Origin of the sequence: Kitasatospora sp. NPDC094028, assembly GCF_049543595.1 — a bacterium.
Taxonomy (GTDB): domain Bacteria; phylum Actinomycetota; class Actinomycetes; order Streptomycetales; family Streptomycetaceae; genus Kitasatospora.
Genome location: NZ_JBMVFA010000004.1, coordinates 77,395 through 103,614, shown reverse-complemented (window position 1 = coordinate 103,614; position 26,220 = coordinate 77,395). Strand labels below are relative to the sequence as shown.

Annotated in this window: 28 protein-coding genes and 1 riboswitch; of the genes, 13 read left to right on the top strand and 15 right to left on the bottom strand. The window is 74.1% G+C overall.

Annotation, left to right across the window (positions count from 1 at the left end; genetic code table 11):
• Window positions 1–5 precede the first annotated feature (5 nt).
• Window positions 6–2,045, top strand: coding sequence for an AAA family ATPase (locus tag ACPC54_RS08510; protein ID WP_498963200.1), 2,040 nt, complete (start codon window positions 6–8; stop codon window positions 2,043–2,045).
• Window positions 2,046–2,066: 21 nt separating this feature from the next.
• On the opposite strand, the gene ACPC54_RS08505 is transcribed toward ACPC54_RS08510, so the two are convergent.
• From ACPC54_RS08505 to ACPC54_RS08460, 10 genes are all read right to left on the bottom strand, one after another.
• Window positions 2,067–3,050 carry an NAD-dependent epimerase/dehydratase family protein gene (locus tag ACPC54_RS08505; protein WP_498962635.1) on the bottom strand — a complete coding sequence of 328 codons (984 nt, stop codon included), beginning with the start codon at window positions 3,048–3,050 and terminating at the stop codon, window positions 2,067–2,069.
• 88 nt (window positions 3,051–3,138) lie between these two features.
• The gene (locus tag ACPC54_RS08500) at window positions 3,139–4,188 is read right to left on the bottom strand and encodes a hemolysin family protein (RefSeq protein ID WP_498962633.1); all 1,050 of its coding nucleotides are present in this window, start codon (window positions 4,186–4,188) and stop codon (window positions 3,139–3,141) included.
• A complete protein-coding gene (locus ACPC54_RS08495; RefSeq protein ID WP_498962631.1) occupies window positions 4,185–5,528 on the bottom strand; it encodes a hemolysin family protein in 1,344 nt (447 codons plus the stop codon). The genes ACPC54_RS08500 and ACPC54_RS08495 overlap by 4 nt, the downstream gene beginning before the upstream one ends.
• 216 nt (window positions 5,529–5,744) lie before the next feature.
• Window positions 5,745–6,185: a PH domain-containing protein gene (locus ACPC54_RS08490; RefSeq protein ID WP_498962629.1), complete on the bottom strand. Its 441-nt coding sequence runs from the start codon at window positions 6,183–6,185 to the stop codon at window positions 5,745–5,747.
• Between the two features lie 135 nt (window positions 6,186–6,320).
• Window positions 6,321–7,169: an ATP phosphoribosyltransferase gene (hisG, locus tag ACPC54_RS08485; protein ID WP_045694644.1), complete on the bottom strand. Its 849-nt coding sequence runs from the start codon at window positions 7,167–7,169 to the stop codon at window positions 6,321–6,323.
• A gap of 78 nt (window positions 7,170–7,247) precedes the next feature.
• Window positions 7,248–7,520, bottom strand: coding sequence for a phosphoribosyl-ATP diphosphatase (locus ACPC54_RS08480; RefSeq protein ID WP_498962627.1), 273 nt, complete (start codon window positions 7,518–7,520; stop codon window positions 7,248–7,250).
• 111 nt (window positions 7,521–7,631) lie between these two features.
• Complete coding sequence (ribH, locus tag ACPC54_RS08475) at window positions 7,632–8,105, bottom strand: 6,7-dimethyl-8-ribityllumazine synthase (protein ID WP_498962625.1); 474 nt, start codon at window positions 8,103–8,105, stop codon at window positions 7,632–7,634.
• A gap of 159 nt (window positions 8,106–8,264) precedes the next feature.
• Window positions 8,265–9,545, bottom strand: coding sequence for a bifunctional 3,4-dihydroxy-2-butanone-4-phosphate synthase/GTP cyclohydrolase II (locus ACPC54_RS08470; RefSeq protein WP_498962623.1), 1,281 nt, complete (start codon window positions 9,543–9,545; stop codon window positions 8,265–8,267).
• Entirely contained in the window at window positions 9,542–10,129 is a 588-nt protein-coding gene (locus ACPC54_RS08465; RefSeq protein ID WP_498963198.1) for a nicotinamide mononucleotide transporter family protein, read from the bottom strand. The genes ACPC54_RS08470 and ACPC54_RS08465 overlap by 4 nt, the downstream gene beginning before the upstream one ends.
• A 56-nt stretch (window positions 10,130–10,185) precedes the next feature.
• Complete coding sequence (locus tag ACPC54_RS08460; protein ID WP_498962621.1) at window positions 10,186–10,914, bottom strand: riboflavin synthase; 729 nt, start codon at window positions 10,912–10,914, stop codon at window positions 10,186–10,188.
• Window positions 10,915–11,190: 276 nt separating this feature from the next.
• Window positions 11,191–11,318: riboswitch (FMN riboswitch) on the bottom strand.
• Window positions 11,319–11,625: 307 nt separating this feature from the next.
• Here ACPC54_RS08460 and ACPC54_RS08455 point away from each other — a divergent pair.
• Window positions 11,626–11,886: an SCO4226 family nickel-binding protein gene (locus ACPC54_RS08455; RefSeq protein WP_498962619.1), complete on the top strand. Its 261-nt coding sequence runs from the start codon at window positions 11,626–11,628 to the stop codon at window positions 11,884–11,886.
• Between the two features lie 121 nt (window positions 11,887–12,007).
• On the opposite strand, the gene ACPC54_RS08450 is transcribed toward ACPC54_RS08455, so the two are convergent.
• Window positions 12,008–12,313: an antibiotic biosynthesis monooxygenase family protein gene (locus ACPC54_RS08450; protein ID WP_498962617.1), complete on the bottom strand. Its 306-nt coding sequence runs from the start codon at window positions 12,311–12,313 to the stop codon at window positions 12,008–12,010.
• A gap of 196 nt (window positions 12,314–12,509) precedes the next feature.
• Between ACPC54_RS08450 and ACPC54_RS08445 the strand changes: the two genes are divergently transcribed.
• Complete coding sequence (locus ACPC54_RS08445; protein WP_498962615.1) at window positions 12,510–13,205, top strand: MSMEG_1061 family FMN-dependent PPOX-type flavoprotein; 696 nt, start codon at window positions 12,510–12,512, stop codon at window positions 13,203–13,205.
• A 43-nt stretch (window positions 13,206–13,248) separates the two neighbouring features.
• Here ACPC54_RS08445 and ACPC54_RS08440 read toward each other — a convergent pair whose 3' ends face one another.
• Window positions 13,249–13,437 carry a YegP family protein gene (locus ACPC54_RS08440; RefSeq protein WP_498962613.1) on the bottom strand — a complete coding sequence of 63 codons (189 nt, stop codon included), beginning with the start codon at window positions 13,435–13,437 and terminating at the stop codon, window positions 13,249–13,251.
• A gap of 181 nt (window positions 13,438–13,618) precedes the next feature.
• Here ACPC54_RS08440 and ACPC54_RS08435 point away from each other — a divergent pair, with 181 nt between their 5' ends.
• The 3 genes from ACPC54_RS08435 to ACPC54_RS08425 all read left to right on the top strand — a co-directional run bounded on the left by ACPC54_RS08435 (window position 13,619) and on the right by ACPC54_RS08425 (window position 16,393).
• Window positions 13,619–14,038: an HIT family protein gene (locus ACPC54_RS08435; protein ID WP_498962611.1), complete on the top strand. Its 420-nt coding sequence runs from the start codon at window positions 13,619–13,621 to the stop codon at window positions 14,036–14,038.
• A 70-nt stretch (window positions 14,039–14,108) separates the two neighbouring features.
• Window positions 14,109–15,224 carry a serine hydrolase domain-containing protein gene (locus ACPC54_RS08430; RefSeq protein ID WP_498962609.1) on the top strand — a complete coding sequence of 372 codons (1,116 nt, stop codon included), beginning with the start codon at window positions 14,109–14,111 and terminating at the stop codon, window positions 15,222–15,224.
• 311 nt (window positions 15,225–15,535) lie between these two features.
• Window positions 15,536–16,393, top strand: a complete 858-nt coding sequence (locus ACPC54_RS08425; protein ID WP_498962607.1) for a hypothetical protein — start codon at window positions 15,536–15,538, stop codon at window positions 16,391–16,393.
• A gap of 19 nt (window positions 16,394–16,412) precedes the next feature.
• Here ACPC54_RS08425 and ACPC54_RS08420 read toward each other — a convergent pair whose 3' ends face one another.
• Entirely contained in the window at window positions 16,413–16,763 is a 351-nt protein-coding gene (locus ACPC54_RS08420) for a hypothetical protein (RefSeq protein ID WP_498962605.1), read from the bottom strand.
• 222 nt (window positions 16,764–16,985) lie between these two features.
• On the opposite strand from ACPC54_RS08420, the gene ACPC54_RS08415 reads away from it, so the two are divergent.
• The 3 genes from ACPC54_RS08415 to ACPC54_RS08405 all read left to right on the top strand — a co-directional run bounded on the left by ACPC54_RS08415 (window position 16,986) and on the right by ACPC54_RS08405 (window position 20,049).
• Window positions 16,986–18,170: a thiolase family protein gene (locus ACPC54_RS08415; RefSeq protein ID WP_498962603.1), complete on the top strand. Its 1,185-nt coding sequence runs from the start codon at window positions 16,986–16,988 to the stop codon at window positions 18,168–18,170.
• A 129-nt stretch (window positions 18,171–18,299) separates the two neighbouring features.
• Complete coding sequence (locus ACPC54_RS08410) at window positions 18,300–19,484, top strand: alpha/beta hydrolase family protein (RefSeq protein WP_498962601.1); 1,185 nt, start codon at window positions 18,300–18,302, stop codon at window positions 19,482–19,484.
• Between the two features lie 79 nt (window positions 19,485–19,563).
• Window positions 19,564–20,049 carry an Imm21 family immunity protein gene (locus tag ACPC54_RS08405; RefSeq protein ID WP_498962600.1) on the top strand — a complete coding sequence of 162 codons (486 nt, stop codon included), beginning with the start codon at window positions 19,564–19,566 and terminating at the stop codon, window positions 20,047–20,049.
• 8 nt (window positions 20,050–20,057) lie between these two features.
• Here the strand turns inward: ACPC54_RS08405 and ACPC54_RS08400 are convergent, their stop codons facing one another.
• Entirely contained in the window at window positions 20,058–21,008 is a 951-nt protein-coding gene (locus tag ACPC54_RS08400) for a pseudouridine synthase (RefSeq protein WP_498962598.1), read from the bottom strand.
• 113 nt (window positions 21,009–21,121) lie between these two features.
• On the opposite strand from ACPC54_RS08400, the gene ACPC54_RS08395 reads away from it, so the two are divergent.
• Both ACPC54_RS08395 and ACPC54_RS08390 read left to right on the top strand, forming a co-directional pair.
• Window positions 21,122–21,511, top strand: a complete 390-nt coding sequence (locus ACPC54_RS08395) for a DUF3224 domain-containing protein (RefSeq protein ID WP_498962596.1) — start codon at window positions 21,122–21,124, stop codon at window positions 21,509–21,511.
• A 153-nt stretch (window positions 21,512–21,664) separates the two neighbouring features.
• Window positions 21,665–22,537, top strand: a complete 873-nt coding sequence (locus tag ACPC54_RS08390; protein ID WP_498962594.1) for a DUF5995 family protein — start codon at window positions 21,665–21,667, stop codon at window positions 22,535–22,537.
• Here ACPC54_RS08390 and ACPC54_RS08385 read toward each other — a convergent pair.
• Entirely contained in the window at window positions 22,498–23,937 is a 1,440-nt protein-coding gene (locus ACPC54_RS08385; protein ID WP_498962592.1) for a GuaB1 family IMP dehydrogenase-related protein, read from the bottom strand. The genes ACPC54_RS08390 and ACPC54_RS08385 overlap by 40 nt on opposite strands.
• Before the next feature lie 305 nt (window positions 23,938–24,242).
• On the opposite strand from ACPC54_RS08385, the gene ACPC54_RS08380 reads away from it, so the two are divergent.
• The gene (locus ACPC54_RS08380) at window positions 24,243–25,736 is read left to right on the top strand and encodes an SDR family NAD(P)-dependent oxidoreductase (protein WP_498963196.1); all 1,494 of its coding nucleotides are present in this window, start codon (window positions 24,243–24,245) and stop codon (window positions 25,734–25,736) included.
• Between the two features lie 25 nt (window positions 25,737–25,761).
• Window positions 25,762–26,217 carry a nucleotide triphosphate diphosphatase NUDT15 gene (locus ACPC54_RS08375; protein WP_498962590.1) on the top strand — a complete coding sequence of 152 codons (456 nt, stop codon included), beginning with the start codon at window positions 25,762–25,764 and terminating at the stop codon, window positions 26,215–26,217.
• Window positions 26,218–26,220: the final 3 nt, after the last annotated feature.

Here is a 26,220-nt window from a genome sequence, read left to right as displayed (position 1 = left end):
GCGCGATGGACGCCTACACGGCCGGCGCCTACACCCGCGCCGAGGAGGAGTTCCGCTCCGCCGTCCGGCTCGACCCGGGGATGGCCGACGCCTGGCTCGGGCTGCACGCCCTGCGCAGCGACACCTCCGCCGCCCTGCTGGCCATGCACCGCAACCAGAAACGGTTCGGCGAGCAGCGGCAGCTGCACCGGCGCCCGCTCAGCTCCTGGTACTGGCTCGGCTGGTGGGTGCAGCCCGTGCTGGAGACCACCCGCGACCTCGCGCTCGCGCACGCCTCGCACTGGCTGGACGGCCGCCATCTGACCGAGCTGGACCGCGCGTTGGAGCAGTGCCCGCCGCCCGGCGAGGACCCGTCCGCGCAGTTCCTGTACGCCTGCCGCTCCTACCTGCTCAAGGACTGGGAGCAGCTGATCCGGGACACCGACCGGCTGCTGGACGACCCGATGCTCGGCATCGAGGCCGGCCTGTTCGCCGGGATGGCCCGGGTCCGGCTCGACATGTGCGCCCAGGCGCAGGCCCCGCTGGCCGCCTCGCTGGCCCGCTGCCGGTCCGAGCAGCCGCAGCGCAAGGAGCTGCGGTACTGGCTGGCGCGCGCCCACGAGGGCGCCGGGCGCAGCGCCGCCGCGCTGCCGCTGTACCGGGCGGTGCACCGGGCCGACCCGGCGTTCATGGACACCGAGGCCCGGCTGGCGGCGATCGCCGCCGAGGACGGGCTGGCGGACGGGCTGACGGACGGGCTGACGGCCGGCGGGCGCCCGGGCGGCCCGGAGGACGGCGGGCCGGAGCCGGCCGGCTACCAGGACCCGGCCTACCCGGACGCCGGGTACCAGGACCTGGGCTTCCCGGACGAGACCCTGCTCGGCTACGGCTTCCCGGAGCCGGCCATCCCACCGAACGAGCCGCTGTCGAACAGCGCCCAGCCGAACGCCGCGCCGCCGAACGGCGCGCTGCGGGGCGGCAGTCCACCGGAGGCGGCCCCGGAGCCCGCCGGGACGGACGGGACGGCCGCCGTCGACGCCGTCGACGCCGCAGCGCCGCAGGCCGCCGGGGAGCGCTCGGGCTCCGGCTCGGGCTCCGGCCCGGGTCCGGGCTCCGCCGGGACCTCGACCGGGCCCGCCGGGCCGCTGCCCGTCCGTGGCGCCGCGCAGCTCCGGGCCACCCCCGGAGCGGCCGCCCAACCGGCGGGCGACCACCGGGAGTTGGACGCCGCCCTGGCCGAACTCTCGCTGATGGTGGGCCTGGAGCCGGTCAAGCGCCAGGTGCGGGCGCTGTCCGCCCAGTTGCGGATGTCCCGGCTGCGGGCCGAGCAGGGTCTGCCGGTCCAGCCGCCGAAACGGCACTTCGTCTTCTCCGGCCCGTCCGGCACCGGCAAGACCACCGTGGCCCGCATCCTCGGCCGGGTCTTCCACGCCCTCGGCCTGCTCTCCGGCGACCACCTGGTCGAGGCCCAACGGGCTGACCTGGTCGGCGAGTTCCTCGGCCAGACGGCGGTGAAGGCGAACGAGCTGATCGACTCGGCGCTGGACGGCGTGCTGTTCATCGACGAGGCGTACAGCCTCTCCAACTCCGGCTACACCAAGGGCGACGCGTACGGCGACGAGGCGCTGCAGGTGCTGCTCAAGCGCGCCGAGGACAACCGGGACCGGCTGGTGGTGATCCTGGCCGGCTACCCCGAGGGCATGAACCGGCTGCTGGCCACCAACCCCGGCCTCAACTCCCGCTTCACCACCCGGGTGGACTTCCCGAGCTACCGCCCGAACGAGCTGACCGCGATCGGCGCGGCGCTGGCCGGCCGGGACGGCGACGGCTGGGACGAGGACGCGGCCGAGGAGCTGGCCAGCATCTGCACCCACGTGGTCCGCGAGGGCTGGATCGACGAGTTGGGCAACGGCCGGTTCATCCGCACCCTGTACGAGAAGTCCTGCGCCTACCGGGACCTGCGGCTCTCACTGCTGCGCGAGCCCCCGGGCCGGGAGGACCTGGCGACACTGCGGCTGCCGGACCTCGTCCAGGCGTACGGGGAGCTGATCGACGGCCGCGGCTGACCGGCTCCCCCGCCTCGGCGGCTACGTCAGCAGCTCCGCCTCCCGCTCCGGGTCGAGCCCGACGTGCGGCCGGTCGGCCCGCTGCGGGGCCTTGCCGCCGATCGAGCGCAGCCAGGCCCAGGTGTCCTCGACCGTCTCGGCCACCGGGCGGCAGCGCAGCCCGGTGGCGAGCGCGCGGTCGACCGAGCCGGTGTGCAGGAAGTCGTACAGCTCGCCGGGCGCCAGCCAGATCGGCAGGTCCGTCCACGGCGCGACGCCCGCCGACAGGATCTTCTCCGGGTCGGTCCAGCGCAGTTCGGCGTCCGAACCGGTGGCCCGGACGCAGGCCTCCAGCAGCTCGCCCATGGTGGTGTGGCCGGACGGGCTGACCGCGTTGTACGGGCCGGACAGCCGGGCGGCGGTGGCGTCCAGCAGCCAGTTCGCGAGGTCGCGGGCGTCGATGTACTGCAGCGGCAGCTCTCGCGGGCCGGGAGCGAGCACCGGTCCGCCGCGGGCGATCCGGTTCAGCCACCAGGGCAGTCTGCCGACGTCCTCTCCCGGGCCGAGGACCAGCCCGGCGCGGGCCAGCAGCGCGCTGCCGCCGAACTCCGCCTCCAGGGCCAGCTCGGCGCCGCGCTTGGCCTCGGCGTAGGGCACCTCGCCGGCCAGGTCGGGCGAGGAGTCGACGACGGGGGCCGCCTCGCCCGCCTCGGAGCTCAGCGGGTAGGCGTACACCGAGCGGCTGGACACGTACGCGTAGTGGCCGATCCGGCCGTTCAACAGCCGGGCGGTGTCGCGCACCGCCGCCGGGGCCCAGGACCAGGTGTCCACCACCGCGTCCCACTCCCCCGTGGCGATCGCCGCGAGGCCGCCCTCGGCGGTGCGGTCCCCGTGCAGCACCCGCACGCCCTCGGGCGCGGGCTGCGTGCCGCGGTTGAGGGCCGTCACCTCCCAGCCCCTGGCCAGCGCCGCCTCGGCGACGGCCCGTCCGACGAACCTGGTCCCACCCAGCAGGAGAAGTCTCATGCCGGCCACCCTGCTCCGAGAGTGGCCGGCATGGGAACCGTTGCACGCTGTGGGCGGAATCGCCGACAGCAGACAGGACGCCGGCGGGCTACGCCGAGGTGGACCGGTGGTCCGGGTCGTGCATCTCGCCGACCAGCTCCTCCAGCACGTCCTCCAGCATGACCACACCGAGCGTGCGGCCCTCCTGGTCGAGCACGGCGGCCAGGTGGCAGGCGGCCCGGCGCATCGCGCCGAGCGCGTCGTCCAGCGGGAGGCTGCCGCGCAGCACGGTGATCGGCCGCCACAGCCGGGCCGGGACGGGCGCGGACGGGTCGTCCACGTCGAGGATGTCCTTGAGGTGCAGGTAGCCCAGGTAGCCCTGGCCGGCCGGGTCGCCGTCGGTGACCGGGAAGCGCGAGAAGCCGGTGCGCAGGGCCAGTTCCTCGACCTGGGCGGCGGTCACCTTGGTGTCCACGGTGACCAGCTGCTCGGGCCGGAGCAGCACCTCGGTGACCGGGCGGTGGCCCAGCTCCAGGGCGTCCTCCAGGCGTTCCTGGCGGTCCTCGTCGAGCAGGCCGGCGTCCCGGGAGTCGACCAGCAGGTACATCAGCTGCTCGGTGGTGAACACCGACTCGACCTCGTCCTTGGCCTCCACCCGGAACAGCTTCAGCACGCCGTTCGCGAAGGCGTTCAGCAGCCGGATCACCGGGGCGAGCCAGCGGGCCAGCCGGTCCAGCGGCGGGCCGAGCCACAGCGCGGCCCGCTCCGGGCCGGCCATCGCCATGTTCTTCGGCACCATCTCGCCCATCACCATGTGCAGGAACACCACGAGGGCGAGCGCGATCCCGTACGAGAGCACGTGCATCAGGCCGGCCGGGACGCCGATCGCGTGGAACGGCCCCTCCAGCAGCGCGGCGATGGTCGGCTCGGCGAGCGCGCCGAGGCCCAGCGAGCAGACGGTGATGCCGAGTTGGGCGGCGGCCAGCATCGCGGAGACGTTCGACAGCGCGTGCAGCACGGTGCGGGCGCGCTTGTTGCCCGCCTCGGCGAGCGGTTCGATCTGGCTGCGGCGGACCGAGACGACGGCGAACTCGGCGCCGACGAAGAAGGCGTTGCCGAGCAGGAGCAGCAGCGCGACGGCCAGTTGGAGCACGGTCACCGGGCGTCCCTCCCGTCCTCGCCGAACGGCGAGGGCACGGCGGTGCGCTCCACCCGGACCTGGCTGGTGCGGTGCCGGTCGACGCCGGTCACGGTGAACAGCCAGCCGGGCAGCCCGGCCTGCTCGCCCACCTCGGGGAGCTTGCCGAGCAGGTCGGCGACCAGGCCGGCCAGCGTCTCGTACGGGCCGTCCGGGGCGTTGAGGCCGATCCGCTCCAACTGGTCGAGCCGGGTGCGGCCGTCCGCCTCCCAGGCGGGCAGGCCGTTCACCGGGGGCAGCGGGAGCAGGTCGGGGTGGTCGGCCGGGTCGTGCTCGTCCTGCACCTCGCCGACGATCTCCTCGACGATGTCCTCGACGGTGACGACGCCGGCGGTGCCGCCGTACTCGTCGACCACGATGGCCATCGGCTGGAGCTTGCGCAGCCGCTCCAGCAGCCGCTCGGCGGGCAGGGTCTCGGGCACCAGCAGCGGCGGCGCGGCCAGCTCGGCCACCCGCACCAGGCCGCGCCGGGCGGCCGGGACGGCGAGCGCGTCCTTGAGCGTGACGATGCCGGTGACCTCGTCCAGGCTGTCGGCGTAGACCGGGAAGCGGGACAGGCCGGTGGCCCGGGTCAGGTTGATGACGTCCGAGGCGGTGGCGTCGCGCTGCAGCGCGGCGACGTCGACCCGCGGGGTCATCACGGACTCGGCGGTGAGCTCGCCGAGGCCCAGGGTGCGGACGAACAGCGTCGCCGACTCCTCGTCTATCGCCCCGGCCTTCGCCGAGTGACGGGCCAGCGAGACCAGTTCGGCCGGGGTGCGGGCGTGGTCCAGCTCCTCCTGCGGCTCGACGCCGAAGGCCCGGACGGTACGGTCGGCGGCGCCGTTCAGGGCCCGGATCAGCGGGCGGCAGACGATCGAGAAGGCCATGTGCGGGGCGGCGACCGCGCGGGCCACCTGGAGCGGGCGGGAGATCGCCCAGTTCTTCGGCACCAGCTCGCCGATCACCATCTGGACGACGGTGGCCAGCACCATGCCGACGACCACGGCGACGCCGCGGGCGGCCGAGTCGGGCACGCCGAGGCCCGACATCACGGGCGACAGCAGCGTGGACAGCGCCGGCTCGGCGAGCATGCCGACCACCAGCGAGGTGACGGTGATGCCCAGTTGGGCGCCGGAGAGTTCGAAGGAGAGGTGCCGCAGGGCCCGGGAGACCCGGCCCGACTTGGCGTCGCCCGCCTCGGCGGCGCGTTCCACGGCCCCGCGCTCGACGGTCACGAAGGCGAACTCGGCGGCGACGAACAGGCCGTTGGCGAGGATCAGCAGGAGGGCCGCCAGCAACAGCAGCCAGGCGGTGATCACAGTGCCGCCTGCCTTCCGGTGGTCGGAAGTGAGGCGGCGCAGGTACTACCGGACGGATCGTCCATCGAGGGGGTGTGTCACTCCTCAGGTCGGATGCGGGCAGGGCGGAATTGCTTTGCCCTGTTTTTACCAGCGTAGACGATGGCGGGGCCCGGACGGGAGGCCGGTCCGGGAGGCCCGTCCGGCCTCCCGCGGCTGCCCGGGCGGTGCCGGGGGTCAGGCGGCGGCGTGGTGCTCGACCAGGTCGCGCAGCGCGCGGGCGTTCGCGATCGCCTGGTCCTTGCCGACGCCGGACTGGATGCCGACCGCGGCGAGCGAGGTGCCGTCCGCGAGGTCGAGGGTGGCCCACGGGTCGCCCTGGCGGAAGTTGACCCGGACGATCTCCGCCCAGGCCAGCCGGCGGCTGCGCACGAAGTTGACCACCGTCACACCGTCCGCGTCGGCGCGCACCCGCGGGCGGGCGAGCATCAGGCCGACGCCGGCGAACAGCATGCCGCTGGCCGTCATCATGATCCGGTCGTTGAGCTGCCAGTTCGCCGGAAGCAGCACGGCGAGCACCGCGAACAGCACCACCAGCAGCGCGCAGACCGGCAGCAGCACGGCGCGGGTACGGCGCGGCGCCCAGGTGACGGGGTACTCGACGGGCGGGGTGGACACGTTCGGTCTCCGGGGGTGGTTCGTACGGCGACGGGACGGGACGCCGGTCGGCGTCCCGCCCCGATTGAACCGTTCTTTACTTTGCGGCCCACTCGCGGGCCTGCTCACGGGCCCACTCGCGGGCCCGCGGGCGGGTCAGAGGCGGCAGGCGTGGATGTTGGTGACCAGGATGGCCCGGGCACCGATGCTCCACAGGTCGTCCATGATCCGCTGGGCCTCCTTGCGGAGCACCATCGCGCGGACGGCCACCCAGCCCTCGGTGTGCAGCGGGGAGACGGTCGGCGACTCCAGGCCCGGGGTGAGCGCCACGGCGGCGCCGACCTTCTCGGCGCGGATGTCGTAGTCCATCAGCACGTAGCGGCGGGCCACCAGCACGCCCTGCAGGCGGCGCAGGAACTGGTCGACGCCCGCGTCCTCGCCGGCGCCCTTGGGGCGGATCACGACGGCGTCCGAGATCAGGATCGGGTCGCCGAACACCTCCAGGCCGGCGTTGCGCAGGCTGGTGCCGGTCTCCACCACGTCGGCGATCACGTCGGCGACGCCCAGCTGCACCGCGGTCTCGACCGCGCCGTCCAGCTTGGTGACGGTCGCCTTCACACCGTGGTCGGCGAGGTGCTGCTCGACCAGGCCGGTGTAGGACGTGGCGATCCGCAGGCCCTCCAGGCCCTTGACGTCCTGCACGTCCACGCCCTCCGGGCGGGCGAAGCGGAAGGTCGACCCGGCGAAGCCGAGGGCGAGCACCTCCTCCGCGTTGGAGTGCGAGTCCAGCAGCAGGTCGCGGCCGGTGATGCCGACGTCCAGGCGGCCGGAGCCGACGTAGACGGCGATGTCGCGCGGGCGCAGGAAGAAGAACTCGACCTCGTTGTTCGGGTCGACCAGGACGAGTTCCTTCGGGTCCTTCCGCTGGCGGTAGCCGGCCTCATGGAGCATCTCCGCCGCGGGACCCGAGAGCGAACCCTTGTTGGGGACGGCGATGCGCAGCATGGGAGGTTGCTTCCTTACCTGTGGGACCTGGTGGGAGGGGGTGCGCTCGTACGGGAGCGGGTGTTCCGAGCGGGTGTTCTAGAGGTACTTGTAGACGTCGTCGAGCGTCAGCCCGCGGGCGATCATCATCACCTGAACGTGGTAGAGGAGCTGCGAGATCTCCTCCGCCGCCTGCTCGTCCGACTGGAACTCGGCGGCCATCCAGACCTCGGCGGCCTCCTCGACGACCTTCTTGCCGATCGCATGGACGCCCTGCTCGACGAGCTGGGCGGTACGGGAGGTCGCGGGGTCGCCGGTGGCGGCCTTCTGCTGGAGCTCGGCGAAGAGCTCCTCGAATGTCTTCGAAGCCATGATGGGACTCACCTTACGGCGTGCCGGCGGACGGGCGGTAAACGGTTCCGGACCGTGGACGGTCCGGTGGACGTCCACGGCCCGGAGGCGTGCACGGGTGGTCGCGGGTGGTCAGCGGACGTCGCGCAGCGTGACCGCGGTGGCGACGGCGGCGGTGACCGCCTCGTGGCCCTTGTCCTCGGCGGAGCCCGGCAGGCCCGCGCGGTCGAGCGCCTGCTCCTCGTTGTCGCAGGTCAGCACGCCGAAGCCGACCGGGACGCCGGTGTCGACGCTGACCTGGGTGAGGCCGGAGGTGGCCGCCTGGCAGACGTAGTCGAAGTGCGGCGTGCCGCCGCGGATCACCACGCCGAGCGCGATCACGGCGTCGTAGCCGCGCTCGGCGAGGCGCTTGGCCGCGACCGGCAGCTCGAAGGTGCCGGGGACGCGCAGCACGGTCGGCTCGGCGACACCGAGCTCCTTGAGCGCGCGGTGGGCGCCGTCCAGCAGGCCGTTCATCACGGTGTCGTGCCACTGGGCGGCGACGACGGCGACCTTGAGGTCGGCGGCGTGGTCGATGGTCAGCTCGGGGGCTCCGTGGCCGCTCATGGTTCCTACTTCCTGGGTCTTCGGTGGGGCGCTGGGACGCTGGAGTGCTGGGGCGCGCCGGTGCTGGGGGGACTTCGGCGCGCCGGCGCTGGGGTACTTCGGCGCTTCGGTGCTGGGGTGCTTCGCTTCGGTGCTTCGGTGCTTCGGTGCTTCGGTGCTTCAGGAGCCGAGGCCGGGCAGGTCGTGGCCCATCCGGTCGCGCTTGGTGCGCAGGTAGCGCAGGTTGTGCTCGCCGGGCGTGGTGGCCACCGCCTCGCGCCCCTCGACCTTGAGGCCGTGGTCGGTCAGCGCGGTGAGCTTCTGCGGGTTGTTGGTCAGCAGGGTGAGCGAGCGGACGCCGAGGTCCGCCAGCATCTGCCCGGCGATGCTGTAGTCGCGGGCGTCTGCGGGCAGGCCGAGGTCCAGGTTGGCGTCGACGGTGTCGCGCCCCTGCTCCTGCAGCTCGTACGCGCGCAGCTTGTGGGTCAGGCCGATTCCCCGGCCCTCGTGGCCGCGCAGGTAGAGCACCACGCCGCGGCCGGCCTCGGCGATCCGCTTCAGCGAGGCCTCCAGCTGCGGGCCGCAGTCGCAGCGCAGCGAGCCGAAGACGTCGCCGGTCAGGCACTCGGAGTGGACCCGCACCAGGACGTCCTCGCCGTCCGGCAGCCGCCCGTCCGGGCCGAGGCCGCCGGCCACCAGGGCGAGGTGCTCGACGCCGTCGATGGTGCCCTTGTAGCCGACCGCGGTGAAGTCGCCGTGCGCGGTGGGCAGCGAGGTGGTCGCGGCCCGGTCCACGTGCAGTTCGGTGCGGCGGCGGTAGGCGATCAGGTCCTCGATGGAGATGATCGCCAGGCCGTGCTCGCGGGCGAAGGCGACCAGCTCGGGCAGCCGGGCCATGGTGCCGTCGTCGTTCACCACCTCGGCGATCGCGCCGGCCGGCGCGAGCCCGGCGAGCCGGGCCAGGTCGACGGCGGCCTCGGTGTGCCCGGGGCGGACCAGCACGCCGCCCTCGACGGCGCGCAGCGGGAAGACGTGCCCGGGGCGGGTGAGGTCGCCGGGCTCGGTGCCGGCCGAGGCCAGCAGCCGGACGGTGCGGGCGCGGTCGGCGGCCGAGATGCCGGTGTCCACGCCGTCACGGGCGTCCACCGAGACGGTGTAGGCGGTGCCCTTGCGGTCCTCGTTGACCTGGGTCATCGGCGGGAGCTTGAGCCGGTCCAGCTCCTCCCCGGTCATCGGGGCGCAGATCACGCCGGAGCTGTAGCGGATGGTGAAGGCCATCAGCTCGGGGGTGGCGGCGGAGGCGGCGAAGACGATGTCGCCCTCGTTCTCGCGGTTCTCGTCGTCGACCACGATCACGGCGCGGCCGAGGGCGATGTCGGCGATCGCCCGCTCGACGGGGTCGAGGACGAGGTCCTCCCCGTCCGTGCCGAGGGTGCTGTCGTACGTCTGGTTCTCGGTCATGCCGGGACTCCCTGCGGAACGTTGGCGGAGGTGACTCGCGGCTCACGGGTGCTCAGCCACCAGGAGCGCAGGCCGAGCACCACCAGGACGAAGTAGACGGAGTAGGTCAGGCCGGAGAAGGTGTAGCCGCTGTGGAAGGCCAGCGGGACGCCGACGACGTCGACGGCGATCCAGGCGAACCAGAACTCCAGCCAGCCCCGCGCCTGGGCGACCATCGCGGCCAGGGTGCCGACGAAGATGTAGGCGTCCGCCCAGGGGCTCCAGGACAGGTCGGGGAAGGCCTTGAACAGCAGGGCCAGGGCGACCGTGCCGGCCGCGGTGGCGCCGACCAGGACGGCCCGCTCGGACCGATCGGCGAACCGGACGGCGACCGTGCCGGTGGCGCCGCGGCCGCGCCGCCACCGGGACCAGCCCCAGGCGGCGGTGGCGATGACGATCAGCTGCTTGCCCATCAGGCCGGGGACGTGCCCGCCGAGGTAGGAGGCGACCAGGACGGCGCCGGACAGGAGCTGGACCGGCCAGCTCCACACCGAGCGGCGCCAGCCGAGTGCCAGCCCGGCGAAGCCGAGCAGGTTGCCGATCATGTCGGCCCACTTCACCGCCTGGCCGAAGGCCGTGAAGGCTTCCGCGTTGAGCCAGTTCACCGGGCCTCCTCCGGGGTTCCGGTGCCCGGCAGGGTCTGGCCGGTCGCCGGACCGTGCGCGTCGGACCGGGGCGGGAGGGCCGGCAGCGACGGGAGGGTGCGCGATTCGAGCAGGCGCTCGACGTACTTCGCGAGCACGTCCACCTCCAGGTTGACGCTCTCGCCGACCGTCTTGGCGCCGAGCGTGGTCAGCGCGAGGGTGGCCGGGATCAGGCTGACGGTGAAGCTGTCCCGGGCGGCCTCCACCACGGTCAGACTGACGCCGTCGACCGTGATCGAGCCCTTCTCCACCAGGTAGCGGGAGATGCCCTCCGGCAGGCTGAACCGCAGGACCTCCCAGCGGAGTTCACCGGCCGCGTCGCGCTCGCCGGGCTCGCGGCCCAACAGCCGCCCGGTGGCGTCGACATGGCCCTGGACGAGGTGGCCGCCGAGCCGGGCGCCGAGCGCCATGGCGCGCTCCAGGTTCACCCGGGAGCCGGGCTTGAGCTCGCCGAGGCTGGAGCGGTGCAGTGTCTCGGCCATCACGTCGGCGCTGAACTCGCCGGTGCCGGCGGCCAGTTCGTCGGGGGTGTCGACCACGGTCAGGCAGACGCCGTTGACCGCGATGGAGTCGCCGTGCCGCGCGTCGGCACAGACCACGGGGCCACGCAGGCGGATCCGCGAGGAGTCGCCGATCTCCTCGATCGACACGACCTCGCCGAGCTCTTCGATGATGCCGGTGAACACCCGGGTCTCCTCGCGCTTGGGGCGCGGACTCCGGGGCGGCAGAAGGGAGATGACACGGACGGGCACCGGTGCGCGAAGCCGCGGGCACGACCGTCGCCGGAGTGCCGAGGCCGCCGGGGGATCGCTCTCCCGGCCCGGGAGACCCGCTCCCGCCGCTCACCTGACCGCGGTCCGCCGCTCGTCGATCCCTCGCGCGCCGGTGCTCGAAGCTTCTCGCTTCGAGGTTCGCCGCTCGTGTTCTCGGAGCTGGACCACGGGTACTGCTCTTCGTCCGCCCGCGCACGCCTCCCATCCGGACTTTAACCGTCGGTCCAGGAATTTCACCTGGTCAACCGGCCGCTGGCTGCGGACGGGTCGCGGACTGTAACCGCCGGTTCGGATTTTCACCGACCCCGGAGTGCGCTGAACGTCACTGCTGTTGGCAACATTGTGCCACGCGCGGCACCGGCGCAGGGAGGGGCTTCGGCTGTGGCCTGTTTCACGGCCGCGGCGGGAATGAGCGGCGGGCGCGGGCGGCGCGGTCGTGCGGCCGGCCGGGGCGTCGGGCCTGGTGGCGGGCTGCTGGAGGGCCTGGTGGAGAGCCTGGTGGCGGAGCCGGTCGCCGGGGGTGACGCTGGTAGCAGGGGCGTCGGCCGTCGCCTGCTCATGGCCCCGGAGGACGCTTCGGCAGGCGTCGTCGATAGGCATCGTCGGTAGGCATCGTCGGTAGGCATGGAGGCGAGGACGATGAAGTTCATGGACGTCCACCACGGGATGGCCGGGATCACGGCGGAGCAGCTGCGGCAGGCCCACATGGCGGACCTGGCGATCCAGGGCGACGAGGGCGTGCAGTTCGAACAGGCGTGGGCCGACCCGGACTCGGGCACGGTGTACTGCCTCTCCGAGGCCCCGTCCAAGGAGGCGGTGCAGCGGATCCACGACCGGACCGGGCACCCGGCGGACGAGATCCACCCGGTGCCGCTGTCGGTGTGAGGCGCGCGGCGGTGGAGCGCGTGGCCGTGGAGCGCGTGGCGGTGGAGCGCGTGGCGGTGGAGCGCGTGGCCGTGCGGCTCGCGGTCGTGCGCCGCGCGCCGCGCGCGGGGCGGCGCGGTGTTCAGGGGGTGGCGACGGACATGAAGTGGGTGACCTCCGGGGGGTGCGCGAGGTAGCTCAGCTCGCCCTCCGACCAGACCGGCCGGATCCGCCACATCGGCCCGGCGTACCCGCGCAGGGCCTCCTCGTCGCGCCAGCGGCTCAGCACGAGCACCCGGTGCCCGTCCTCGGTCACCGAGCGCAGCAGCTCACCGCCGAGGCAGCCGTCCGTCCGCCCGAGCTGCGGGAGCACCTGGGCCGCCAGGTGCGCGCAGAACTCCTCCAGGCGGCCGGCGACAACCTGCCCGGCCCAGATCCTGATGATCACGACCACCACCTCCGCGCGGTCCCGGGTGAGTCCCTGGCCCCATTATCAGCGGAAAACCGCTGGTGGCGAGGGGTACGGCCGGGGTTTCACGGAGGGCTACGGACGGGCACGACGGGCGGTGCGCGCGGCCGGGACCGCGAGGCCGCCCGGGGGCGGGCCCCGGGGCGCGCGGGACGGCATCCCGTACATTCCCGCCATGACCATCGAACCGGAATACACCGTTCCGTCAGCTGCCGCCCAGGCCCGTCCGGCCGACCTGTTCGCCGCCCTCAGCGCGGGCGCCCTCACCGACCCCGCGCAACTGCGCGAGATCTACGAGCAGCCCGGCGACCGCGCGCGGCGCAAGCAGGTGGACCGGCTCCACGACGTGGCGAAGCAGCTCATCGCCTGCTCCTCGCTGGTGTTCGTGGCCAGCGCGGACGCGGACGGCAACTGCGACGTCTCCCCGCGCGGCGGCCCCGCCGGCCTGGTGTCCGTGCTCGACGACCGCACCCTGGCGATACCGGACGCCACCGGCAACAAGCGCCTGGACACCCTGCAGAACATCCTGGCCAACGGGCGGGTCGGGCTGCTGTTCACCGTCCCCGGCCGGGACACCACGCTGCGGGTCAACGGGCGGGCCTGCGTGTCCGCCGACCCCGAACTGCTGCGTCAGCTCACCGCCGTGGGCAAGCCGCCGCGCAGCGCGATCGTGGTCGCCGTCGAGGAGGTGTACGCACACTGCCCGAAGGCCTTCCTGCGCGGCTCGGCCTGGCAGCCGGACCGCTGGCTCGCCAGGGACGCCCAGCCCAGCTCCGCCGAGGTGACGCTCTCGCACCTGCGGGACGACTCGCTGACCATCGCGATGATCGAGCAGGACGAACGGGACGCACTGCTGTACCGGTACGAGTGAGGCACCGGCACAGCAGCGGTCGGCCGGGCGCGCGGCCCCGGTCTCACGCGGCCTTGGGCAGGTCCACCACCGAGGCGTCGACGGCCGCCCGCTGGACCGCGTCGACGCCCTTGTGCGCGGCCTCCTTGCTGGAGTAGCCCTGGCCGGTGGCGACGATCTCGCCGTTGCCCGCCTTCAGCCGAAACCGGTATTTGCCGCCGGCGTCCTCGTAGACCTCGAACCTGCCCGCCATCCGGGCCACCTCCTCGGTGGGGCCGCGCCACCGCTCGACGGCGCGCTCGGGTACGTCCCCCGCCGGCACCGTGCACCCGGCCCCCGGGCGGACGCACCCGGCCGGGGGCCGTCCGGGTGACGTCCGGGCGGCGGGGGTTTGCGGAGGTGCCGGACCGGGCGCCGGTGGCTTCAATGGACGGATGGACTGCGTGTTCTGTGCGGTGGTGGCCGGCGAGGAACCCGCCCACCGGGTGCTGGACGACGGGGCGGCCGTCGCCTTCCTGGACCGCCGGCCGCTGTTCCCCGGTCACGTCCTCGTCGTGCCGCGCGCCCACCACCGCACCCTGGCCGACCTGCCGGCCGCCGAGGTCGGCCCGTTCTTCCTCGCGGTGCAGCGGGTCGCGGCGGCGGTGGAGTCGGCGGACGGCCTGGGCGCGGCGGGCAGCTTCGTCGCGGCGAACAACCGGATCAGCCAGTCGGTGCCGCACCTGCACGTGCACGTGGTGCCGCGCAATCCCAAGGACGGACTGCGCGGCTTCTTCTGGCCGCGGCGTCCGTACCCGGACGAGGCCGAGGCGGCGGCGGTCGCGGCCCGGCTGCGGACCGCGCTCGGGGACTGAACGGCGGCGCACGGGCGAAATCGTTCACCCGGACGACGAGTTCGCTGGTGGGGTGCTTAGGCTCGCCGGTATGAACGATCTCCTCCGCCTGGTGCAGCAGACCGCCGACCGACTCGCCGACCGGCACGTCGGAGCGGTCGTCGCCGGGCTCGCCGGCGGAGAGGTCGGGATCCGCGGCGCCGGACGCACCGGGCCGGGCGGCGGAGTGCCCGGCCCGGACACGCTGTTCGAAATCGGTTCCGTCACCAAGGTGTTCACCTCCCTGCTCCTCGCGCGGCTCGCGCTGGACGGCACGGTCGGGCTGGACGACCCACTCGCGGAGGTGCTCGCCGGGGTTCGGGGCGACGGGCGGGCCGGCGGGCAGGCCGCCGAGTCGGATTCGCGGGCTGGCTCGGGCTCGGGCGGGGTCGCGGTTCCGGCCAGGCGCGGGCAGCCGGTGACCCTCCGCCAGCTCGCCACCCACACCTCCGGTCTCCCCCGGCTGCCCCGGGGCCTCGCGGTCGGCGCGCTCATCGGCCCCAACCGGCCCGACCCGTACGCCCGTTGCACCACCGATTACGTCCTGGCCGGGCTCGCCCGGACCCGGCTGCGCGCCAAACCCGGGCACGCCTTCCGCTACTCCAACCTCGGCGCCGGACTGCTCGGCCTCGCCCTCGCCCACCGGGCCGGCACCGGGTACGGAGACCTCATCACCCGCGAAGTCTGTGAACCGCTGGGGCTGGCCGACACCTGCCTGCGGGAGGACGGCGGCCAGGCCGGACGGCTCGCCCGCGGCCACACGCCCGGCGGGCGGCCGGTGCCCTACTGGGACCTCGCCGCCCTGCCCGGCATGGGCGGACTGCGCTCCACCGCCGCCGACCTCGCCGTCCTGCTGCGCGCCCAACTGGCCGCCGGCCGCGCACCGGACGGCCCGCTGGCGGCGGCGATCGCCCTCACCCGGGAGACCCGACACCGCGTCAACCCCTTCGCCTGGACCCACCTCGGCTGGCTCGGCCACCGCCTGCACACCCAGCAGGGCGGCCACCTGCAGATCTGGCACAACGGCGGGACGGGCGGGTTCGCGTCCTTCATCGCCTTCGACCCGGACAAGCAGGTGGGGGTCGTGGTGCTCGCCAACACCCGCCGCTCGGTCGACGCGGCCGGGACCACCCTGCTGCGCCGCCTGCAGAACGGCCTCGGGGCGTAGCGCCCGGCGGGGCGGGGCGGGCAGGGCGTGCGGCGCGGCGCGGCGCTGCGCTGCGCTGCGCGAGCGGAATCGAGCCAACTACCGAGGCGCGCCGGGACCGTCCCGTGCCCGGCAGCCTTCCCCGTCACCGCGCCGCCCCGCCCGCGCCGCCCCGCCCGGCGGCGGCCGACCGCCCGGCCCGCTGTGCCGATCGGCAGGGGGGCGGTGGGGCCGATTCAGGCCGGAAGGTGTCGATTGGCACTGTTCGCGGGGGTGCCCGGGGGTTGACGCTGTGCACGTGGCAGCCGGGGCTCCGCTTGTGGAGTCCGTGAGTGGAGTGGGAGGTGGCCGAGGTGGCGGTGGTGTGGTCGCCCGCGACGGTGCGGGCGCGGTCCGTCGTGCTGAGCGGTGGCGCGTGGCCGCGGCTGGTCGGGCCGGCCGGGGCCGCGGGCCAGGGCCGGACGCCGACTCCGCCCGGGCCGCTCGGACGGGTGGTGCGGGTGTACCGGCGGTTCCGTCCGGTGCCCCGGCGGGCGCGGGGCTGGATCGGCGCGGGCGCCGCGGCCGTCGCGGTGGCGCTCTGCCTGGCGGTCGGGCAGTGGTGGCCCGCGCCGGTGGTGGCGGCCGTGGCGCTGGTGGTCGCGGGCGGGTACGGCCGGTTGCGGGCGGCGCCGGGCCTGCGGGCCGTGCGGGTGCACGAGGGCGGGTTGGTGCTGGTCGGGCCGGCCGGCGGCGAGCGGCCGGTGCGGTGGGAGGAGATCGAGGCGAGCGAGCACGTTCCCGGCGGGCCGCGCGGGGCCGGCGAGCAGGGGCGCATATGGCTGGTCGGCGCGGAGGAGCCCGTGCGGCTGGCACAGCTGCGGGGCTTGGAGGGGCTGTTCCGGGAGGTGGACGGGCACCTCTCCCCCCGGCTCCGGGCCGGCCTGCACGAGGCGCTGCGCGCGGAGGGGAGCGTGCGGTTCGCCCGGGGGCGGCTGACGGTGACCCGCGGCGCTCTGGTGCACCGGCCCGCGCACCCGGCGGGCACGACGGAGGCCTTCCGGTGGGCGGAGCTGCGGTCGGTGCGGGCCGCCGGGCCGGGCGAGCTGGAGATCCGGACGCGGTCGGCCGGGCTGCCGCTCAGCCTCGCCGTCACCAATGCCCGTGCGGCGGCGGAGTTCCTGGAGGAGGTGAGGGTCCTGGCCGGCTAGGACGGGCCCGGGGGCGCGGTCAGCACCTGCGGTGCCACCAGGCGAGTTCCGGGTCCGCCATCGGCTCGTGATGCGTGCGCGCGAGCAGGACCGCGTCCAGGCGTTCCACCTGTGCCCGGAGCTCGCCGGCGGCGCTCGGCGGAAGCATGAACAGGACCTCCCGCAGCTTGTCCCGGGCCCACCCCTCGCCGCAGCACCGGCAGGTGAACTCGGCCTCCCAGGGCCGCCACCGGCGTTTGGTCCCATGGACGCGCACGGACCACACGCTCAGCGCGACCGCGACGATGCCCGGGCACAGCCGGTCCCGTTCGAGCGCGCGGACGGCGGCGTTCGCCGCTCCCGACAGTCCCGGGACATCGCGGTACCGCACCCAGGGGCTTGCCCAACCGCGTTCCCGCGGCCGCAGTGAGGCTGGTGTTCTACGAGGCACGGCCCCTTCGGATGCACGTCATGGGCGGCATCCTCCCACAATCCAAGATCATCCGGCCAGGCCCAGGGGGTGGTCCGCCCCCAAGAAGGTTGGATTCTCGAACTCACCAGTCCTATAGTGAGTTTGCTTTTCCAACCACCCTCTCAGGAAAGGCGGCCCGCCATGCGCGACGCCGTGATCGTCGAAGCCGTCCGCACGCCGGTCGGCAAGGGCAAGCCGGGAGGCGCGCTCTCCTCCGTCCACCCGGTGGAACTCCTCGGCCGCGCGCTCCGGGCCCTGGTCGACCGCAGCCGCATCGACCCCGCGCTGGTCGACGACGTGATCGGCGGCTGCGTCGACCAGGTCGCCGAGCAGGCGATGAACACCACCCGGTACGCCTGGCTGGCGGCCGGACTGCCGGAGTCCGTCCCCGCGACCACCGTCGACCGGCAGTGCGGCTCCTCCCAGCAGGCCCTGCACTTCGCCGCCCAGGGCGTCATGGCGGGGGCGTACGACCTGGTGGTGGCCTGCGGGGTCGAGTCGATGAGCCGGGTGCCGATGTGGTCCAACGTGCCGGCGGGGGCGGACCCGTTCGGTGCCCAGGTCGCGGCCCGGTACCCGGGCGGGCTCCTCCCGCAGGGCATCAGCGCCGAGCTGATCGCCGCCAAGTGGTCGATCTCGCGGGCGGCGATGGACGAGTTCGCCGCCGGTTCGCACGCCAAGGCGGCCCGGGCCCACGCGGAGGGCCGGTTCGCGGACGAGCTGGTCCCGGTGGGCACCCCCGGCGGGCTGGTGACCACGGACGAGTCGGTGCGCCCCGGCACCACGCCCGAGGTGCTGGCCGGCCTGCGGCCGGCCTTCGCCGACCCGGCCTACGCGGAGCGCTTCCCGCAGATCGACTGGTCGGTGACCGCCGGCAACAGCAGTCCGATCAACGACGGCGCCTCGGCCGTGCTGATCGCCGGCAGCGAGACCGCCGCCCGGCTCGGGCTGCGCCCGCTGGCGCGGCTGCACTCCTTCGCGGTCACCGGCTCGGACCCGCTGATGATGCTCACCGGCGTGCTGCCCGCGACCGAGAAGGTGCTGCGCCGCTCGGGGCTCTCGCTCGCCGACATCGACCTGTTCGAGGTGAACGAGGCCTTCGCCAGCGTCGTCCTGGCCTGGCTCCAGGAGACCGGGGCCGATCCGGACCGGCTCAACGTCAACGGCGGCGCGATCGCGCTCGGCCACCCCCTGGGTGCCAGCGGCACCCGGCTGATGACCACCCTGGTCCACGAACTGCGCCGCCGCGGCGGACGGTACGCGCTGCAGACCATGTGCGAAGCGGGCGGCCTGGCCAATGCGACGATCCTGGAGGCCCTGGCCTGAGCCGCGCGAACGGGCCCGCCCGCCCGGCCCCCGGCCCCGCCCCTAGGGGGCCGGGGCACCACCCCCGGAAGGGATCACTACGCCGCTGAGCGGACGTCAACTCCCTTTCGGCCAACCTACGGTGACGACATGAGCCGACTTCGTCGCACCGCCGCCGCGGCAGCCCTGCTGCTCGCGCTGCCACTGTCCGTCGCCACCACCGTCCCGGCCCTGGCCGCACCCTCACCGGGCCCCGCCGTCACCGTCGCCGCCGACGCGCCGGCGACCTCCCCCGTCGAACTCCCCCGCCCGACCGGGCCGTACGCCGTGGGACTGGACGTCCTGCACCTCGTCGACGCGGACCGGCCGGACCCGTGGGTCCCCTCCGCCGGGCCGCGCCAGCTGATGGTCTCGATGTACTACCCCGCTCACCCCGGGACCGGCAGCCCGGCGCCGTACATGACGCCCGAGGCCGCACGGCTGCTGCTGGACACCAAGATCCCCGGCAACCACCTCCCGACCGAGGCGCTGACCGCCACCCGGACCTGGGCGCGGGCCGACGCCCGGCCGCAGGGCGGCCACTACCCGCTGATCGTCCTCTCCCCCGGCTTCACCGCGCCCCGTACCGAACTGACCAGCCTCGCCGAGGACCTGACCAGCCGCGGGTACGTCGTCGCGCTGGTCGACCACACCTACGAGAACAGCGGCACCACCTTCCCGGACGGGACGACGCTGCCGTGCACCGTCTGCGGCACGCTCCACGACCGGCCGGCCTGGGCGGGCCTGGACGCGAGCCGGGCGAAGGACGTCTCCTTCGTCCTCGACCAGCTCACCGACCGCCCCCACCCGGCCTGGCGCTACGCCCGCCTGATCGACCGCGACCGCATCGGCATGGCCGGGCACTCGGCCGGCGGCGCCGCAGCCGTCCCGGCGCTGGTCACCGACGACCGCATCAAGGCCGGGGCCGATCTCGACGGCAGCATGGACTACGCGGTGCCGGACTCCGGGATCGGCGGCAAGCCGTACCTGATGGTGGGCCACCCGCTGGACGGCCCCGAGGACCAGTCCTGGACCGACGCCTGGGCCCGGCTGGACGGCTGGAAGCGATGGGTCACCTTCCAGGGCTCCAACCACAGCAGCTTCACCGACCTCATGCTGTTCGCCGAGAAGTTCGGCCTGCCGACGCCGCCCGGCACCACGATGTCCGCGCAGCGCGGAGTGGAGCTCACCCGCGCGTACGTCGCGGCCTTCTTCGACCTCCAGCTCAAGGGGATCGACCAGCCGCTGCTGGACGGGCCGAGCCCTGCCAACCCGGAGGTGACGTTCCACTCCTGACCGACCGGTCGGAGCCCCAGGAGCGGGAGTGGGAAGTCGGCGAGGCCGACTTCCCACTCCCCGTGCGAGGATCCCCCTCATGACGCACACGAAGCAGGCTTGGCTGGACGGCACGGACAGCGGCTGGTACGTGCTCTGCCCCGAGGCGACGGTCGCCGGGTGGACCGCCGAGGCCACGGAGGTGTTCGAGGGCGGCTACGCCACCGTCCACCGGGTGGCCGGGCACGGCGACCTGCTCGTCCTCGGCGCCGAGCCGCTGCCGGTCCGCTGGCTGGCGGAGGAGCGGATCTTCGTCCGCCCCGTCGACCTCGGGCTCGACGACGACCTCCGACCCCCGGTGGAGGAGGCGCTGCGCGAAGGCGTCTGGGAGGACGGCCCGGTGGCCGAGTTGACGGCCGGGCGGTACCTGCTCGTCGACACCGCCGCCGGGGGCGGCGAGGCCGTCGAGTCCGGCGAGTACCTGACGGTCGACCTCCCGCCCGGCCGCTACCGGGTGCAGTCGCTGCTCGCGACGCCGGAGCGGCCCGCGCCCTGCTACCTGGAGCGCCTGGTCCCGCTGCCCTGAGCCGGCGATCAGGCCGTCCCGGCGGCCCAGGTCTGCGGGTCGGTCCAGGCGGCGAGGCTGCGGCCGGTCTCGAAGCGGCGCTCCAGGCCCGTCAGCGGGTCGGTGAACTCCACGGCGGAGGCAAGGAGTTGCAGCGGCCGACGGAAGTCGTCCGGGGCCGGCTCGGGCAGCACCTCGGGGTACACCGGGTCGCCGAGGATCGGCAGGCCGAGGCCGCTCATGTGCAGCCGCAGCTGGTGGGTGCGGCCGCTGTGCGGCAGCAGGCGGTAGTGGGCGAGGCCGTCACGCCGCTCCAGCAGCTCGATCCGGCTCTCGCTGTTCGGCGGCGCGTCGGTCTCCCGCGCGGCGATGACCCCGCGTTCCTTGACGATGTGGCTGCGCACGGTGCGCGGCAGCTCCAGGGCCGGGTCGTACCCGGCGACGGCCCGGTACTCCTTGCGCACCCGCCGGTCCCGGAACAGGCTCTGGTACGCGCCGCGGTCCTCCGGGCGGACCACGAACATGGCGAGCCCGGCCGTGAGCCGGTCCAGGCGGTGCGCGGGGCTGAGCGCGGGCAGGTCGAGGTCGTGCCGCAGCCGGGAGAGCGCCGTCTCGGCGACGTGCCGGCCGCGCGGGGTGGTGGCCAGGAAGTGCGGCTTGTCGACCACGACCAGGTGCTCGTCACGGTGCAGCACGACCAGCTCGAACGGGACGTGCACCTCCTCGGGGAGGTCCCGGTAGAACCACAGGTGCGCGCCGGGCAGAAACGGTTCCTCAGGGGCGATCGGGCCGTGCTCCCCGACGATCTCCCGCCCGGCCAGCGCCGCGTCGATCCGCTCGGCGCCGACCGCGGGCAGCCGCTCGACCAGGTACGCCCGGACGGTGGGCCAGTCGCCCTCGACCGGCAGGCGCAGGTGCGCCGGGTCCACGCCGTGGCGCTGCGGGAGGGGGGAGGCCGGGCGGCGGCTTCTGCGTCTCATCTCCCGGCCCAGCCTAGTGCGCCGGACGGAACGGCATTGTCAGTGCCGTGTGCAAGGCTTCCCCCAGGGTCGGCGAGCAGCCCGGCCGGGTTCGACAACGAGGGGACGGTGCCATGGGGTTCAAGGCTGCTGGGTCGTTCGAGCTGACCACGTTCGAGCCGGCGGAGACGGAGGAGCGCGAGGGCGCCTCGTTCGGGCGGATCAGGATCGCCAAGACCTTCACGGGCGGGCTGAGCGGCACGAGCGAGGTGCGGATGCTGTCGGTGGGCGGGCCGGACGGCTCCCCCGCCTCCTACGTCGCCGTGGAGCACGTGACGGGTGAACTGGACGGGCGCAAGGGCGGGTTCGTGCTCCAGCACACGGCCTGGGACACCTCGGGGACGACGATCCGCGTGGTCCCGGGCACGGGCTCCGGCGAGCTGGCCGGGATCACCGGGGAGTTCGACCTGACCGTCGACGAGGCCGGTGCCCACACCTACGTCCTGGAGTACGAGCTGGGCTGACCACGACCTCCGCAACGCGCCAGGGCCCCGGGCACCCGGGCTCCGGGTATCCCCGGGCGTCACCTCGACGGCCGTACCGCCGCGCCCACCGGGTGCCCGCGCCCACTGTCACGATGATGCGATCAGTGCACGATCGGCATCGGAGGGTGGCGCATGCCCGGGACGACGGTGGAGCACGAGCCGGTCACGGTCGACGAGGTCGTCGACCGGCTGCGCGGGATCGGGGCGGCGCTGCCGCCGACGGACGGGGTGGCGGTCTTCAACCGGCTCTACCTCACCGTGACGGAGGCCGTCCGCGACCGGCTCGGCCGCGGGTACTTCGCCGACCCGCCCGCGGTGGCGGAGCTGGACGTGGTGTTCGCCGGGCGGTACCTGCTGGCCGTGGCCGCCGACGCGGCCGGGCAGGAGCCGCCCGCCTGCTGGCGGCCGCTGTTCGCGCTGCGCGCCCACCCGGGCGTGCACCCGCTGCAGTTCGGCCTGGCCGGGATGGGCGCCCACATCCAGCACGACCTGCCGCTCGCCGTCGTCGACACCTGCCGCCGCCGGGGCTGCGCGCCGGCCGACGTCGAGGAGGACTACCACCGGATCAACGGGGTGCTGGCCGAGGTCGAGACGGCCGTCCGGGAGCAGCTGATGCCCGGGCCCGACCTGCTGGAGCAGGCCGAACCGCTCGCCCACCTGCTCGGCACCTGGTCGGTGGAGGCCGCCCGGGAGGGTGCCTGGGCAGCCGTCCAGGCGCTCTGGGAGCTGCGCGACCTGCCGGGCGCCGCGCAGGTGTTCGCCGCCGCGCTGGACGGCTCGGTCGGGCTGCTCGGCCGCGCCCTGCTGCTCCCGCTCGGCCGGTCGCACGGACAGCGGCCGGCCGACCAGGCGTCCGGCCGGCTCCCCGAGGCGAGGAACCGGCCGGACGACGACAACGGCGACGACAACGGCGACGGCGGCTGCGTCGGCGCGTCAGCCGAACCGGGCGATCAGGCCCAGCTGGATCAGGCCCAGCTGGAGTGCAGCGGCTTGCCCTCGGCGTAGCCGGCCGCGCTCTGCACGCCGACGATCGCCTTCTCGTGGAACTCCTCCAGGGTGCCCGCGCCCGCGTAGGTGCAGGAGCTGCGCACGCCGGCCACGATGGAGTCGATCAGGTCCTCGACGCCCGGGCGGGCCGGGTCGAGGAACATCCGGGAGTGCGAGATGCCCTCCTCGAACAGCGCCTTGCGGGCCCGGTCGTAGGAGGAGTCCTGGGCGGTGCGGTTGCTGACCGCGCGCGCCGAGGCCATGCCGAAGCTCTCCTTGTACTGGCGGCCGTCCGCGGTGGTCTGCAGGTCGCCCGGGGACTCGTAGGTGCCGGCGAACCAGGAGCCGATCATCACGTTGGAGGCGCCGGCGGCCAGCGCCATCGCGACGTCGCGCGGGTGGCGCACGCCGCCGTCCGCCCACACGTGCTTGCCGAGCCGGCGCGCCTCGGCGGCGCACTCCAGCACGGCGGAGAACTGCGGCCGGCCGACGCCGGTCATCATCCGGGTGGTGCACATGGCGCCCGGGCCGACGCCGACCTTGAGGATGTCGGCACCGGCCTCGACCAGGTCGCGGACCCCGGCGGCGGAGACCACGTTGCCCGCGACGATCGGGACCTGCGGGTCCAGGCCGCGCACGGCGCGCAGCGCGCTGATCATGTTCTCCTGGTGGCCGTGCGCGGTGTCGACGACCAGCACGTCGGCGCCGGCCTCCAGCAGGGCCTTGGCCTTGCCCGCGACATCGCCGTTGATGCCCACAGTGGCGGCGATCCGCAGCTTCCCGGCGGCGTCCACGGCCGGGGTGTACAGGGTGGCGCGCAGCGCGCCCTTGCGGGTGAGGAGGCCGACCAGGCGGCCCTCGCCGTCGACGACCGGGGCGAGCTTGCGGTGCGCCTCGGTGAGCTTGTCGAAGGCGGCGCGCGGGTCGATGTCCTGGTCCAGCACCAGCAGTTCGCGGGACATGATCTCGGCGAGGCTGGTGAAGCGGTCCACGCCCTGGCAGTCGGAGTCGGTGACGACGCCGACCGGCTTGCCGTCCTCGACCACGACGAGGGCGCCGTGCGCGCGCTTGGGCAGCAGGGACAGCGCCTCGGCGACGGTGGCGCCCGGGGCGAGGGTGATCGGGGTGTCGAACACCAGGTGGCGCTGCTTGACCCAGGAGATGACCTCGGCGATCACCTCGGTCGGGATGTCCTGCGGGATGGCGACCAGGCCGCCGCGGCGGGCGACGGTCTCGGCCATCCGGCGGCCGGCGATGGCGGTCATGTTGGCGACGACCAGCGGAATGGTGGTGCCCGTGCCGTCCTGGGAGGACAGGTCGACGGCCTGCCGGGAGCCCACGGCGGAACGGCTGGGGACCATGAAGACGTCGTCGTACGTGAGGTCGTACGAGGGCTTGAGGTCGTTCAGGAAGCGCATGAAGGGGGGCTCTCTGGCTGGGGGGAGGTACACCTCGGGTGCGGTGGCGGCGAGGCCGTCAGGGCGCACTCGGGCGCCCGGCACCCAGCATTCGATTCTCCGTGAGGGGCGGGGCAAATGCCAGTTCGAGGACGATTGCTGGGGCTGTGCACAAACCGTGATCAATGCTCCGCGCGTAGACATGGACGATCCTCCAAAGGGCCTGCTCGGAACCCTCGGAGCTCGGCTTTTCGCCCCGCCCCGGGCCGCTCCCGTAGCATTCACGCGGTAACGGTGAGGCGAATGGGAAAGCAGCGGGCGTGGACATCCAGCAGCAGGACATCGAGCAGGGCCAGACCGAGGAGGAGATCGACTACGGCCCCGGCCTCGACCCGGAGCGCCTGAAGCTCTGCCTCGAAGTGATCGCCGAGCTCGACGAGCTGCACGTGGACCACCCGGACGCGATCACCGTCCGGCAGGCGGTCGGCGGCATATTCCGCACCCTCAAGCAGCGCCGCCGCCAGGAGACCCGGGCCCGGAAGACCGCCAACGACCGCGCGGTGACCGCCCGGACCGCCACCGGCGCCCCCACCCGGATCGACGACGAGACGGCCGGCGCCTTCGGCCTGACCACCGTCACCACCACCGAGATCGCCGGCATCCTGGAGCGGCCCCGCTCCTGTTACACCTGCAAGCAGCGGTACGTCGAGGTCGACGCCTTCTACCACAACCTCTGCCAGCGCTGCGCGGCCCTCAACCGGGCCCGCCGGGACGCCCGCGCCGACCTCACCGGCAAGCGCGCGCTGCTCACCGGCGGCCGGGCCAAGATCGGGATGTACATCGCGCTGATGCTGCTGCGCGACGGCGCCCACACCACCATCACCACCCGCTTCCCGAACGACGCGATCCGCCGCTTCAAGGCGATGCCGGACAGCGCCGAGTGGATCCACCGCCTCAAGATCGTCGGCATCGACCTGCGCGACCCCGCCCAGGTGCTGGCGCTGGCCGACGAGGTCGCCGCGGACGGCCCGCTGGACATCCTGATCAACAACGCCGCGCAGACCGTGCGCCGCCCGCCGGAGTCCTACCGCGAGCTGGTCAACGCCGAGTCCGCCCCGCTGCCGGCCGGCGAGCTGCCGCAGTCGACCACCATCGGCCGCTTCGGCAGCGGCAGCGTCGACCTGCCCGCCCTCCCCCACCAGGCGAGCGGCGACCCGCAGCGCCTCGCCGCCGAGGACGTCACCTCGCTCGCCCTGGTCACCGGCTCCGCCACGCCCGCCCGGATCGCGGCCGGCACCGCGATCGACGCCGGCGGCCTGGTGCCCGACCTCGCCGACACCAACAGCTGGGTGCAGACCGTCCAGGAGGTCGGCCCGGTCGAGCTGCTGGAGGTCCAGCTCTGCAACTCCACCGCGCCGTTCATCCTGATCAGCCGGCTGCGCCCGGCGATGGCGGCCTCCGCCTCGCGCCGCAAGTACGTGGTGAACGTGTCCGCGATGGAGGGCGTCTTCTCGCGCGGCTACAAGGGCGCCGGCCACCCGCACACCAACATGGCCAAGGCCGCGCTCAACATGCTCACGCGCACCAGCGCGCAGGAGATGTTCCAGACCGACGGCATCCTGATGACCGCCGTCGACACCGGCTGGATCACCGACGAGCGCCCGCACCCGGACAAGATGCGCCTGGCCGACGAGGGCTTCCACGCCCCGCTCGACCTGGTCGACGGCGCGGCCCGGGTGTACGACCCGATCGTGCGCGGCGAGGCCGGTGAGGACCTGTACGGCTGCTTCCTCAAGGACTACGAGCGCTCCAACTGGTAACCGACCTGCAGGAGATGACGGCGAAGTGACGACCACCGCACCGATGCTCGGCGCCGGGATCATCGTGCCCACCGGCGACGGGCGGGTGCTGATCGGCCGCCGCACCACCGCCGGCGAGCCGCCCACCTGGAGCCTGCCGGGCGGCAAGGTCGACCCGGGCGAGTCCTTCGAGCAGACGGCGGCGCGCGAACTCGCCGAGGAGACCGGCATCGTGCTGCCGGCCAAGCTGATGCGGGTGCTCGCCGTCCACCTCGACCACGAGCTCGGCCGGCCCCGGCTGACCGCCGCCGTGCTCGCGCCGCCGAGCCTGGCCGAGGCGGTGGTCACCGAGCCGCACGCGTGCGCCGGCTGGGAGCGCCTGCCGCTGGACGCGCTGCCGCAGCCGATGTTCTACCCGTCCGGGCTGGTGCTCGGCAGCTGGCTGTCCGAGCCGGTCGTCGAGCGCCGGGCCAACGCGTTCGGTTACCCCGTCGCCCGATAACCG